The 13,003-nt window shown below is 69.5% G+C and carries 14 protein-coding genes; 5 read left to right on the plus strand and 9 right to left on the minus strand.

Annotated features, from left to right (window positions below):
* Positions 1-41: 41 nt before the first annotated feature.
* Both PWG71_RS15580 and PWG71_RS15585 read right to left on the minus strand, forming a co-directional pair.
* Positions 42-1,190: a Tn3 family transposase gene (locus PWG71_RS15580; protein WP_274810445.1), complete on the minus strand. Its 1,149-nt coding sequence runs from the start codon at positions 1,188-1,190 to the stop codon at positions 42-44.
* A 19-nt stretch (positions 1,191-1,209) separates the two neighbouring features.
* Positions 1,210-2,160: a GlxA family transcriptional regulator gene (locus PWG71_RS15585; RefSeq protein WP_274810446.1), complete on the minus strand. Its 951-nt coding sequence runs from the start codon at positions 2,158-2,160 to the stop codon at positions 1,210-1,212.
* Positions 2,161-2,308: 148 nt separating this feature from the next.
* On the opposite strand from PWG71_RS15585, the gene PWG71_RS15590 reads away from it, so the two are divergent.
* Positions 2,309-3,028 carry an ABC transporter ATP-binding protein gene (locus PWG71_RS15590; RefSeq protein ID WP_274810447.1) on the plus strand — a complete coding sequence of 240 codons (720 nt, stop codon included), beginning with the start codon at positions 2,309-2,311 and terminating at the stop codon, positions 3,026-3,028.
* A 37-nt stretch (positions 3,029-3,065) separates the two neighbouring features.
* Positions 3,066-3,554 carry a redox-sensitive transcriptional activator SoxR gene (soxR, locus tag PWG71_RS15595; RefSeq protein ID WP_274810448.1) on the plus strand — a complete coding sequence of 163 codons (489 nt, stop codon included), beginning with the start codon at positions 3,066-3,068 and terminating at the stop codon, positions 3,552-3,554.
* 53 nt (positions 3,555-3,607) lie between these two features.
* Here the strand turns inward: soxR and rnhA are convergent, their stop codons facing one another.
* The gene (rnhA, locus tag PWG71_RS15600) at positions 3,608-4,063 is read right to left on the minus strand and encodes a ribonuclease HI (RefSeq protein ID WP_274810449.1); all 456 of its coding nucleotides are present in this window, start codon (positions 4,061-4,063) and stop codon (positions 3,608-3,610) included.
* Between the two features lie 205 nt (positions 4,064-4,268).
* Here rnhA and PWG71_RS15605 point away from each other — a divergent pair, with 205 nt between their 5' ends.
* Positions 4,269-4,616 (plus strand): VOC family protein, encoded by a 348-nt coding sequence (locus tag PWG71_RS15605; protein ID WP_274810450.1) that lies wholly within the window; start codon positions 4,269-4,271, stop codon positions 4,614-4,616.
* Positions 4,617-4,674: 58 nt separating this feature from the next.
* On the opposite strand, the gene def is transcribed toward PWG71_RS15605, so the two are convergent.
* Together def and PWG71_RS15615 are read right to left on the minus strand one after the other, a co-directional pair.
* Positions 4,675-5,334 carry a peptide deformylase gene (def, locus tag PWG71_RS15610; protein WP_274810451.1) on the minus strand — a complete coding sequence of 220 codons (660 nt, stop codon included), beginning with the start codon at positions 5,332-5,334 and terminating at the stop codon, positions 4,675-4,677.
* A gap of 91 nt (positions 5,335-5,425) precedes the next feature.
* The gene (locus tag PWG71_RS15615; protein ID WP_274810452.1) at positions 5,426-5,869 is read right to left on the minus strand and encodes an SMI1/KNR4 family protein; all 444 of its coding nucleotides are present in this window, start codon (positions 5,867-5,869) and stop codon (positions 5,426-5,428) included.
* Positions 5,870-6,076: 207 nt separating this feature from the next.
* On the opposite strand from PWG71_RS15615, the gene PWG71_RS15620 reads away from it, so the two are divergent.
* Complete coding sequence (locus PWG71_RS15620; RefSeq protein ID WP_274810453.1) at positions 6,077-7,348, plus strand: sensor histidine kinase; 1,272 nt, start codon at positions 6,077-6,079, stop codon at positions 7,346-7,348.
* Complete coding sequence (locus PWG71_RS15625; protein ID WP_274810454.1) at positions 7,300-7,947, plus strand: response regulator; 648 nt, start codon at positions 7,300-7,302, stop codon at positions 7,945-7,947. Before PWG71_RS15620 ends, PWG71_RS15625 begins: the two co-directional genes overlap by 49 nt.
* 46 nt (positions 7,948-7,993) lie before the next feature.
* Here the strand turns inward: PWG71_RS15625 and PWG71_RS15630 are convergent, their stop codons facing one another.
* From PWG71_RS15630 to PWG71_RS15645, 4 genes are all read right to left on the minus strand, one after another.
* Positions 7,994-9,961, minus strand: a complete 1,968-nt coding sequence (locus PWG71_RS15630; RefSeq protein WP_274810455.1) for an AMP-binding protein — start codon at positions 9,959-9,961, stop codon at positions 7,994-7,996.
* A gap of 207 nt (positions 9,962-10,168) precedes the next feature.
* On the minus strand, positions 10,169-11,440 hold the full coding sequence (locus tag PWG71_RS15635; RefSeq protein WP_446725035.1) for a multidrug effflux MFS transporter: 1,272 nt from the start codon (positions 11,438-11,440) through the stop codon (positions 10,169-10,171).
* 170 nt (positions 11,441-11,610) lie between these two features.
* Positions 11,611-12,051: a DUF3037 domain-containing protein gene (locus PWG71_RS15640; RefSeq protein WP_274810456.1), complete on the minus strand. Its 441-nt coding sequence runs from the start codon at positions 12,049-12,051 to the stop codon at positions 11,611-11,613.
* Complete coding sequence (locus PWG71_RS15645) at positions 12,048-12,713, minus strand: HipA family kinase (protein WP_342455985.1); 666 nt, start codon at positions 12,711-12,713, stop codon at positions 12,048-12,050. Before PWG71_RS15645 ends, PWG71_RS15640 begins: the two co-directional genes overlap by 4 nt.
* Positions 12,714-13,003 lie beyond the last annotated feature (290 nt).

The raw sequence follows: 13,003 nt of genomic DNA on the forward strand, positions 1-13,003 counted from the left end.
GGTACGACGCCGCTCTGGTACCCGTCGGCTGACCTCTCACCTCACTCGGCGTCGTCGCCCTCGTCCAGCTCGGGCGCGTCCGGGTCACGCAGCGGGCGCAGGGCGCCGGTGGCCGGGACCTGGGCGGTGAAGCCGTAGCGGCCGAGCAGGTTCGGGTTCTTGTGCCTGAGCGGGGAGAGTCGGGCGACGTCCTCATCGCGGATCTCGTGGGCCTCGGCGCGGAGCTGGGCGACGGCGGCGTCGATGTACTTCGTGGTCCACAGAACGATGGCGTTGAGGACCAGGCCGAGCGCGCCGAACCGGTCCCGCATCCCGTCCCGGTACACCTGGTGGATGGTGCCGCGCTTTCCATCGCACACGTCCCTCGCCGGCCTGTGGCGGGACTCCCGCACGGCGAGCCGCCGGTTCATCTGACAGCGGTAGGTGTCGTCGACCGGGTCGACCACGCGCAGCAGGTGTTCGGTCCTCACGATCCGCCCGTACTCCGCGAACACCGCACCCAGCGGAGTGGGGCGCCCCTCGCGTCCGAACACGCGCAGCAGGTCGTAGGCACGGACCTGGTTGGTGACCAGGGGACCGGCGACCCTCAGCATGTCCGGCCAGCGCGTGATCACCTTGTTCGGGTTCACGCGGTTGCGGGCCAGGTCCTCCACCGCGCCGTACGTGCCCGTCCCGACGCCGGGCATCGCGGCCCGCCAGAACCGCTGGTCGTCCAGGTCGCGGAACCGGGGTGAGAAGTTGTGGCCGAGGATCTTGAACAGGCCGAACACCATGTCGGAGTAGGAGGCGTCGTCGGTGGCCACCATCTCCGGCTCGCGCCCGCCGTCCAGGTTCGACAGCGCGTCCAGGATGTGCGGGGAGTCGCGCGGGGTACCCGGGACGACCATCCGCCCGAGGCCCACGACCTGGTCGTTGCTCGACGGACACCTTCGCCGCCGGCCCCGCTTCTTCCACCCGGCGACCCGGCCCCGCACCAGCTCCGCCAGGTGCTCCTCCACGGGCATGTCCAGGCTCAGCCCGGCCAGCACGTCCTCCTCGACGGCCTCCCACTCGGGACCGTCCAGCAGACGGGCGCGCGGAGCGGACCAGCGGTGCGAGGGGGAGGCGAAGACGTCGCGATCGGCTGTACCGATGTTCCCCGAGGCCGAAAGCCCTCTCCGGCGACCCGGCACCGCGACCGCGCGTCCCACTCCACCGCCGACCGCCCCCTCACCCGCCCTCCACCCCGTGGAACCTGCTCCGATACCCCGCCGGAGAACACCCCAACGTCCGCACGAACACCCGCCGCATCACCTCCGCCGACGCGAAACCACTGCGCCGCGCCACCGACTCCACCCCCAGCCCCGAATCCTCCAACCACCGCCGCGCCGCCTCCACCCGCACCCGCTCCACGTACCGGCCCGGCGTACACCCCACCTCCCGGGCGAACACCCGCGAGAACTGCCGCGGCGACAACCCCACCCGCCCCGCCAACCCCTCCACCGACAGATCCCCCGCCGGATGCTCCACGATCCAGTGCTGCACCTCCCGCACCGCCGGACGCTGCGCCCACTGCGCCGCCAACGGCGCCGAGAACTGCGCCTGACCCCCGGGCCGGCGCAGGAACACCACCAGGTGCCGGGCCACCCCCAACGCCACCCGCCGCCCCAGATCCTCCTCCACCAACGCCAACGCCATGTCCACCCCCGCGCTCACCCCCGCCGACGTCACCACCCGCCCCTGACGCACGAAGATCGGATCCGGATCCACCTCCACACCCGGGAACCGACGGGAGAACTCCTCGCAGTGCGCCCAGTGGGTCGTGGCCCGCAACCCCTCCAACACCCCCGCCCGCGCCAACAGGAACGCCCCCGTGCACACCGACGCCACCCGCCCCGCCCGCCCGCACTCCCCCGCCAACCACTCCACCAACCTCGGATCGGCGCCCTCCCGAGCCCCCACACCCCCGGCCACCACCAGGGTGTCGATCCGCCCGGCCTCCTCCAACGCCACCGACGGCACCAGCCCCAACCCGCTGGAGGTCCGCACCGCCGCCCCGCCCAACGACCCCACCCGCACCCGGTAACGCGCCCCCGACGCCCCCGCGAACACCTCCAACGGCCCCGTCACGTCCAGACTCTGCACACCGTCGTAGACGACGATCACGACCTCATGTCCCATGCCCACCACCCCACCACCGCCCCACGGCGTCCGCAAGGTCGCACACCCCACGGAAAAAGACACCCCGCCCCGGGGTTGCCACCGCCACGAGAGGAAAGACACGAACAGATAACGAGAACTCTCACGCACCCACGACGATCACAGCCCCATGACAGCCCACCACCACGAACGGACACCCGTGAGGCTCACCGACCGCGGAGACCTGCGCCGCAGCCCCGCCACCACCGCACCCAGCGCCCGGCCGCTCGTCGCGTTCCACGACGTGTCCCTCACCCTGGCCCGCACCCCCCTGCTCACCCACCTGGACCTGACCGTCCACCCCGGCGAACACGTCGCCCTCATCGGCCTGCCCCCGACCCACACCACCACCATCGCCGACCTGCTCACCGGCCGCACCACCCCCACCCGCGGCCGCGTCACCACCCACACCACCCTCCACGTCCACCCCGCCACACCCACCACCACCCTGGCCCGCACCATCACCGGCCACCCCGAACCCGACCCCGACGACCCCCACCTGCACACCGCCCTGACCACCGCCGACCTACCCCACGACCCCACCACCCCCCTGGCCGACCTGCCCCACGACCTCACCCACCGCCTGCACCCCGCCCGCAGCCACTACGCCCACCTCACCGACACCCACCTGCTCGTCCTCACCCACCCCGCCCCCGGCGAACACCTCACCCCCACCCCCACCACAGGCCTGCTCCAACTCACCGACCGCCCCACCCACACCCACACCGCCGACCGCGTCCTGCTCCTGCACCGCGGACGCGTCGCCGAGAGCGGCACCCACCACCAACTCCTGGTCCGCGGCGGCGCCTACGCCCGCCTGTACGCCCTGCGCGGCACCCACCGCCCCTGACCCCGCCCCGGGCCGAGAACGCCCTAGGATGAGGACCGTGCCGCCCATCGTCAAGGAACTCACCGTCGGACAGGTATCCCAACGCTCCGGCGTGGCCGTCTCCGCCCTGCACTTCTACGAACGCCAGGGGCTCATCCACAGCCGCCGCACCGCCGGCAACCAACGCCGCTACCGCCGCGACACCCTGCGCCGCGTCTCCTTCATCCGCGTCTCCCAACGCGTGGGCATCCCCCTGGCCCGCATCCGCCAGGCCCTGGACCGGCTCCCCGACAACCGCACCCCCAACCGCGCCGACTGGGCACTGGTCTCCGAACAGTGGCGCGACGAACTCGACGCCCGCATCGCCCAGCTCGTCCGCCTGCGCGACGACCTCACCGGCTGTATCGGCTGCGGGTGCCTGTCCCTGGAATCGTGCGTGCTGTTCAACCCCGACGACGCCCTGGCCGCCGACGGCTCCGGACCGCGCCGCCTGCTCATCGCCGACGACCCCGAGAACCACGAGGGGGCACGGGCCGAGACCGCCTGAGAGCACACGAAAGGGCACCCCGCCCGGGGTGCCCCCTACCGGTGCCCGCCGACTCAGCGCGGCGCCGCGGCCTCATCACGCCCGCGCCGGGCCAGTTCGTCGGCGCGCTCGTTGCCCTCGTCGCCGCTGTGCCCGCGCACCCACCGCCACTCCACGTCGTGCCCTGCGGCCACCTCGTCCAGCCGCTGCCACAGGTCCACGTTCTTGACCGGCTTCTTGTCCGCGGTGCGCCACCCGCGCCGCTTCCACCCGGCCACCCACGACGTGATCCCGTTGCGCACATAGGACGAATCGGTGTAAACCACCACCGGCACCGGTTTGGTCAGGCTCTCCAGCGCCCGGATGGCCGCCATGAGCTCCATCCGGTTGTTGGTGGTCTGCCCCTCACCGCCGTAGATCTCCTTCTCGTGCCCGCCGTAGCGCAGCCACACCCCCCACCCGCCGGGGCCGGGGTTCCCGCTGCACGCCCCGTCGGTGTACACGATCACTTTGTGTTCCCCGTCGTTCATGCCGGGCAATCTACCGCCCCGCACGGTAACAAAAAGACCACACACCTTCTCAAAGGGGCCACTTTCGGGGCCAAAACACCCAGTGGAGCCCCATCGGACCCCCTCCCGGCCCCGAGAACCCGCCAAAGGCACCCCCGCGCACCCCCACCCGGGTCCACCCCACCCACCACCATCGAATCGAACACACGAACGAAAAAGGCCCGACATGCAGATCCACGCCCTCACCCTCGACTGCACCGACACCCTCGCCCAGGCCCGCTTCTGGTCCGCCGCCCTCCACGCACCCATGGCCCCCGACAGCGACGACGAGGAGGCCTACATCCCCGCCCACGACACCACCCCCGCCCTCCTCTTCGTCCGCGTCCCCGAGACCAAGACCACCAAGAACCGCCTCCACCTCGACCTCCAGGCCCCGCCCCACTCCACCCGCGACACCGAGATCACCCGCCTGCGAACCCTGGGCGCCCGCCTCCTGGCCGACCGCCGCCACCCCGACGGCACCGGCTGGGCCGTCCTGGCCGACCCCGAGGACAACGAGTTCTGCGTCGGCTGACCCCGCACGAAAAAAGGGCGGGGGGCCCTCAGGCCCCCCGCCCCCATGACTTCACGGACTAGCCGGCGAACTCCCGCTCCAGCTCGGCCGCCCGCTCCTCACGACGCGCGAACACGTCGTTGGACATCTCGTCCATCTTCTTCAACACCCGCTTGCGCTCACGCGCCGACAACCGATCGATGTACAACCGACCCAACGTGTGATCGGTCTCGTGCTGAAGACACCGGGCGAAATACCCGCTCCCCCTCAACACGACCTCCCCACCGTCCCGGTCCACACCCCGCACCGTCGCGTGCTCGGCCCGCCCCAAATCCGCGTGCGGACCCGGAACCGACAGACACCCCTCGCCCTCCACCACCACGACGTCCTCGGGGTCCCGCTCATCCAGCACCGGATTGACCACATGCCCCACATGACGCACACCGTCATCGTCCGGGCAGTCATAGACGAACAGACGCAGATCCACACCCACCTGATTCGCGGCCAACCCCACACCCTCGGCCGCGTACATCGTCACGAACATGTCGTCGATCAGCCGGTGCAGCTCCTCGCCGCCCAACATCTCCGCCGGCACGTCCCGATTACGACGGTGCAGCACGTCCTCACCCGTCACCGTGACCCGCCGCACCGACCCCCGCGCCGCCTCCGGCGCCAACTCCGGGAAGTCCGCCACCTCACGACCCTGAACGACGGCGGCCACCTGCGACTGATCCGGCATGTCCCACTCTCACAAAGCGATCAACGGCGGCGAACACCGCCGCACCACCCCGCAAAATAGCACGGAACACCAGGTAGCCGACCACACACCGTCAACGGAACCACGCGTTGCCCTGCAACAGACACCGCGCCAGATAGTCCCGCAGCGACACCACCACCAACCGACGACGATCCGTCTCATGATCCCACACCACGACCCCCGGACCGTAGTCGGTGTGCACGTAGGCGAACTGCGGCCCCATGTCCGAATCACCGAAGAAGATCATCTCATCGAACGGCGCGTACAACTCCAGATAATCCGGCTCCTCCCGCATCGCCAGATTGTCCTCCACCAGCCGGGCAGCACTCCACACCACCGCATCCCCGTACTCGTTGACCACACCATCGGTCTCCCGCAGCAATGACGCCAACTCGAACGGCAACGGCAGCGTCAAACGCTTCTCGACCTCGGCCAAGGTCGCCTCATCGGCCGGATCACGCAGATCGGCCTCCGGATACAACTCCAGGATCAGTTCACGCCACACACTCCCGATCATCACAGGTCATGCCAACCCACGGGAAATCGCCGGCGGCGAGTTGCGCCAAAAACCCACACCCACCGAGCCCACAACCCCCCAAACCACCTCAGTAGCGACACCTCCGCACACCCGCCCGCAGGGGAGCCACCACCACCGACCACTCCGCCGCCCACACGCCACAATGAAAGAGACCACCACCCGCCACCGGAAGAGGCAGCGAACACCATGGCCACCGCACCCCACCACCGCGCAGGCCCCCTCACCACCTTCGCCCACCTCTTCCTCCTCCTCTCCCAGAACGTCGCCGCCCTCCTGCTCCTCCCCCTCGTCATCGTCTCCGCCGTCCTCACCCTCATCTGGGTCGGCCTCCCCTTCGTCATCCTCACCGGACACCTCCTACGCACCCTCGCCGAAAGCCAACGCCGCACCATCGGCCACCTCCACCACCAACCCCCCATCCCCTCCGGCTACCGCCCCCTCCCCACCACCGGCATCAACCGCCGCGCCAGCACGATCATCACCGACCCCGCCACCTGGAAAGACCTCCTCTGGCTCATCACCGGCACCGTCAACATCCTCATCATCGCCATCCCCGTCTCCCTCCTCGCCGACGGCATCCACCAGGCCCTCCACGCCCTCGGCCTCCCCCCCGGCGACAACGGCCTCTACGGCACCAACATCCCCCACAACCTCACCGAACAACTCCTGCTCATCATCCCCGCCACCCTCTTCACCACCCTCGGCATCACCCTCCTCAACCCCGCCGTCCGCCTCTACACCGCCTTCAACCGACTCCTCCTCCAACCCTCCGAAAAAGCCCGACTCACCGCCCGCGTCGCCCACCTCGCCACCAGCCGCGCCAACACCATCGACACCCAGGCCTCGGAGATCCGACGCATCGAACGCGACCTCCACGACGGCGCCCAAGCCCGCCTCGTCGCCCTCGGCATGCACCTCGGCATGGCCGAACAGATCGTCGAACACGACCCCGCCACCGCCCGCACCATGCTCACCGAAGCACGCGAGACCACCCGCACCGCACTCATCGAACTCCGCGACCTCGTCCGCGGCATCCACCCACCCGTCCTCGTCGAACGCGGACTCCACGGCGCCGTCCACGCCCTCGCCCTCACCCACCACCTCCCCGTCACCGTCACCATCGACCTCCCCGGCCGCCCCGCCGACCCCGTCGAATCCGCCGCCTACTTCGCCATCGCCGAACTCCTCACCAACACCGCCAAACACGCCGACGCCACCCACGCATGGGTCCACGTCAACCACGGCCTCGACCGCCTCGTCATCACCGCCACCGACAACGGCCACGGCGGCGCCGACGCCGCACCCGGCAGCGGCCTCTCCGGCATCCGCCGCCGCATCGACGCCTTCGATGGCACGATGAACATCACCAGCCCCCCGGGCGGACCCACCATCGTGACCCTGGAGATCCCATGCGCGTTGTCATCGCCGAAGACCTCGCCCTCCTCCGAGAAGGACTGATCAAACTTCTCCAATCCCACGACTTCACCGTCGTCGCCGCCGTCGACAACGGACCCGACCTCCACAAAGCCCTCACCGAACACCGCCCCGACGTCGCCGTCGTCGACGTCCGCCTACCCCCCACCTTCACCGACGAAGGACTCCAGGCCGCCATCTCCGCCCGCGCCCAGATACCCGGCCTGCCCATCCTCGTCCTGTCCCAGCACGTCGAACAGCTCTACGCCCGCGAGCTCCTCTCCGACGACACCGGAGGCGTCGGCTACCTCCTCAAGGACCGCGTCTTCGACATCGGCCAATTCATCGAAGCCGTCCGCCGCGTCGCCGCCGGCGGCACCGCCATGGACCCCGCCGTCATCTCCCAACTCCTCGCCCGCCAGAACAACCAGGGCCCCCTCGGACAACTCACCCCCCGCGAACGCGAAGTCCTCTCCGAAATGGCCGAAGGCCGCTCCAACTCCGCCATCGCCGGACGCCTCTACATCACCGAGAAAGCCGTCAGCAAACACATCAACAACATCTTCACCAAACTCGACCTCCCCCCCTCCTCCGACGACAGCCGCCGCGTCCTGGCCGTCCTCGCCTACCTCGACGGACAATGACGAAAGGGCCCCGGGACGACCGCACCCCGGGGCCCTCCCCCACGAACTACTGATCCCGCCGCACCCGGTACAACCCGTCGATCTCCTCAGAGAAAGCCCGCAACACCGCATCACCGCGCAACTCACCCGACGGATGCACCAACCCCGACTGCACCGTGAACTCCTCCGCCAACACATGGAACGACCGCACCGCCAAATGCCGCGGCACACTCCGATTGGCCTCGTACACCAACCCCTGCACCTCCCGCAGAAGATCCCGATCCCCCGCGATCTCCTCCGGCGCCATCGACAACGGCCGCCCGTTCACCAACCGCCAGTACTCCAACTGATCCCGCACCAACGTGATCAACGCACTCGCGAACGGCCGCCCCTCCACGATCACCAACACCTGACTGATCAACGGATGCGACCGCAACCGCGCCTCGAACCCCGCCACCAACTCCGCGTCCGAACGCACCTCCGGCTCCACCACCGCCGGCAACGCCTCCGTCACCGCCACATCCGCGTCGGCCACCACCTCCACCTCCACCTCCGACTCCGGCGCAGCCTCCACCGCGGCCACCGCCCCACCACGCTCCCCCACCGAGAACCGCCCCGGCACCTCCACCACCGACGCCTGCGGCCGCACCCGACCACTCACCGACACGAACCCGTCACCATCCACCGACGCCGCCACCCCCGTGGCCAACCACCCCTCACGGAACGCCGACGACGTCGCCTCCCCATCCCCCCAATAACCCGAGAACACCGCACCACCCCGCACATGGGCCTCACCCTCACGCGAGACCCACACCTCACGCCCCTCCAACGCACGCCCCACCGAACCCGGCACCCGAGCCCCCACCGCGTTCGCCGCGAACACCCCCGCCGTCTCCGCCGTACCGAACACCTGCATCACCGGAACCCCCACACCCCCATAGAAGGAGTCCAAACGATCCGACAACGCCCCACCCCAACACACCACCAAACGCGCACGATCACCCAACACCTCGCGCACCTTCGCGAACTGCCAGTCGTACATCGACCGCGACAACCGCTGCCAGGCACCCTTCTTCGGCGACCGATCGAACTGCACCGCCGCCTCCACCGCCGAATTGAACGTCCCCAACGAGTCCCACCCCGTCGACCGGGCGCTCCCCCGCTCCCCCTCGAAGACCTCCTCCAACAACGAACTCCCGCACACCAACACCGACGGACGCACCACCCGCACCCGCTCCAAGAACCGACCCGAGCCCCCCAACCCCAACCGGACCCGACCCACCACACACGCCACCAACGACGCCAGACCTTGGATCTGCGACAACGACACATCCGCCAACGCCGACGCCTGACCCGAACCCGACCCCGCCACCTGCGGACCCAACCGATCCACCAGATCCGCCGCCGCCGACAACAACGCACCGTGCGACAACGCCACACCGCGCATCCACCGCGACGCCGTGCTCATCGGATACAGCACCACCGCCGCATCCTCCGGAGCCGTCGCATCCCGACGGAACCGCACCGACGAGGCGTCCATGTACGCCCCCAACGACACGATCTCCCCCGACCCCGCCTCACAACGCCACACACGGCCCAGATCCGGCAACTCACGCTGCAACGCCGTCACCACCCGCAGCGCCCGCTCACCCTCCACCACGGCCGCGGCGGGACGCGTCTGACGCACCGCGTGCACCACACGCTCCGGCGAAGCCGACACCGGCAACGGCACCAACACCGCCCGCACCGACCACACCGCGAACGCCATCCGCACCCACTCCAGGCGATCCGAGCACACCAACAACACCCGATCGCCCTCACCCACACCGGCGGCCACCAGCCCCTTGGCCACCGCCGTCACATCCGTGGCGAACGCCCCCGCGCTCACCCGCGCCCACCGATCGCCCCGGCCGCCCTCCTCCGGAACCGAGAACAACTCCGCATGCGCGTCGTCGGTCGCCATCTCGTAGACCAGGTCGCTCAACCCGGACAACCCCCGGGCCCATCCACCGGGGCCGACACTCGCCTCGCCCATGACCACAGACCACTCATCCTCAAAGCCGCGTCGAAAAGCACGGACCACACCGGCCCGCACAGGAAAGACATCCCGCACCAAGGGGGGAGATAGTTCCCCTACAATGCCCAACCTCACCACCACACGGCAACATGGAGAGAACTACGAACAAAGGCCCCATGACCCCCCTCTACATGGGGTCATGGGGCCTTTCCGTGCCCGCGACCATCACACCCGAACACGCACCGCCGACCGCACCGTCCACACGTACGACACCATCGCCAACACCGCCGCGCCCAACATCACCGCCGCCATGCTCACCAACGACGCCTCACCCGACGGGGTCAACCCCGCCAACACCGCCACACCACCACCCAACGCGAACTGCAACGCACCCATCAACGCCGACGCCGTACCCGCCACCGCCGCGGGCTGACCGTCCAACGCCGTCACCGTCGCGTTCGGCATGATGAACCCCGTGCTGAACATCATCAGCGCCAACAGACCCACCACCAACCACAACGAAGCCGCACCCACGACCGCCGACACCAACAACGCCGACACCGCACCCAGCCCCAGGACCAGACCCAACCCCAACCGCCGCAGCGTCTCCATCCGACCCACCAGGAACCCGTTCACCTGCGTACCCGCCAACATCCCCAACGAGTTCACCGCGAACAACCACGCGTACGTCTGCGCCGACACACCCAGCTCATGCTGGGCCACGAACGAGAACGCCGAAACGTACGTGAACAACATCCCGAAGCTCAGACCCAACGTCAGCACCGGCCCCAGGAACCGCGACTGCCGCGCCAGGGCCGCCACCGTCGACGCCAACACCCGCGGCCCCTGCGCACGACGCTCACCCACCGGCAACGACTCCGGCAGCCAGAACAGCACCAGCACGAAACTCACCGCCGACATCACCGCCAGCACCCAGAAACTCAACTGCCACGGACCCACCAGCAGCAACTGCGCACCCGCCAACGGAGCCAACAACGGCGCCAACATCATCACCAGGGCCAACCGCGAGAAGAACCGCACCGCGTCATCGCCCTTGAACAGGTCCCGCACCACCGCCCGCGAGATCACCGCACCCGCGGCACCCGCCATGCCCTGCACGAACCGCAACGCCACGAACAACGTCACGTCCGGCACGAACACGCACAACACCGACGTCACCGTGAACACCGCACCGCCCACCAGCAGCGGAACCCGCCGCCCCCAGGCGTCGCTCATCGGACCGATGATCAACTGACCGACCGCCAACCCCAACATGATCGAGGTCAACGTCAACTGGATCTGCGCCTCAGAGGCCGACAGATCCTCCGCGATCTGCGGGAACGCCGGCAGGTACATGTCGGTCGCCAACGGACCGACCGCCGCCAGCACACCCAGCACCAGGACCAACAACACCACCGACCGCCGCGCGCGGGGCGCCGCCGCGTTCTCGACGAGCACCGGCCGGGAAGCCGTGTCGGGGGAGTTCGGGGATAGCACAGGACACTCCAAATCTCGACGGGGTCGAGCCAGAAGGAACGGGACACGGAAAAGGGCCCCGGCGCGTGGGAGCGCGCCCAAAGGGACCACTCCATACCAACACCGAGACCCGTGGAATATCTCCTCGATTAACCCCGGAAGGCCTGTGACATCCGTTACTGCACGACCCGCTACCTTACGAGCCGGTCCAGCAACCGCTCCAGCTCGGCCTCCGGATCCTCCGTCAACCCCCCGTGGATCGGCCCCGGCTGCACGATCGTGCTCCGCGGCGCCGTCAACCACCGGAACCGCCGCCCCGGCCGCTCCCGACCGGCCGCACCCGCCGACGCACCGCCCCGGCACAACGCCTCCACCGCGGCCAACGCCCGACGCACCCCGTCCACGTCCACCCCGGGGTCCAACGCGGACAACCGGGCCTCGTCCAGCTCCGCCCGGGCCCCCAGGAACGCCCGCTCCTGGCAGTACACGATCACCCCGGCGTTGACGCACTCACCGCGCTCCACCCGCGGGATCACCCGCAACAACGCGTACTCGAACACCGCCCGGTCGCGCTCCTCACCGACCCGACCGGTCGTCACCGCGTCGCTGTACCTGCGCACGCCGCCGCTCATCGACCCACCTCCGGCAACCACGAACGATCGGTCGTACGGGCCGCCAGGTGGCGCACATAGGCCTCCCGGACCTCATCGGGCGAGGCGAACCCGGGCTCATCCGCCAACCACACGTCGGGCACCAGACCCACCACGTCGCGCAGCAGCCCCTCGGTGACCAGCGGCGCGAACGCCGCGTCGGCGGCGGCCACATCGGGCGCGGACGACGACAGCACGTGATCGGAGGCGTCGTAGGCCCGCCCGACGAACCGATCGGCGTTGGCCCACGAGTGGTGGAAGATCAACGTGGCCCCGTGGTCGATCAGGTACGGCTCACCGTGCCAGACCACCATGTTCGGGTTGCGCCAGGACCGGTCGACGTTGCCGGTCAGCGCGTCGAACCACAGCACCCGTCCGGCGAGGTCGGAGTCCACCTCGAAGGCGAGCGGATCGAACCCGAGCGACCCCGGCAGGAAGTCCATGCCGAGGTTGAGCCCACCGCTGGCCTTGAGCAGCTCCTGCACCTCCTGGTCGGGTTCGCCGCGCGCGATGACCGCGTCGAACTCCACCAGGGCCAGCTCGGGAACGGGCAGCCCGAGCGCGCGCCCCAGTTCGCCGGTGATGATCTCGGCGACCAGGGTCTTGCGCCCCTGCCCGGCTCCGATGAACTTCACGACGTACATACCGAGGTCGTCGGTCTCGACGAGCCCCGGTAGCGAACCGCCCTCGCGCAGCGGCAGGACGTACCGCGTCCCCGTCACTTCTCTCAGCGCCTTCAACACGTCGCCCAGCCTAGGACCTCGCCGGCCCTTCCCATCACCGGCGGAGTCCGCTCCAGGGCCCGCTGCGGGACGCTGAACACGTTCCAGCCCCGAACGGGGATCGGCCACGACACGCCGACGCCCCTCCGGGGCGGAACCATGGGAGGGGTGTGCGGCGTAGCCGCACACGATCTCTCTTTCGGGGCTTTTCA

The sequence above is a fragment of the Nocardiopsis sp. N85 genome, assembly GCF_028882275.1.
GTDB lineage: Bacteria > Actinomycetota > Actinomycetes > Streptosporangiales > Streptosporangiaceae > Nocardiopsis > Nocardiopsis lambiniae.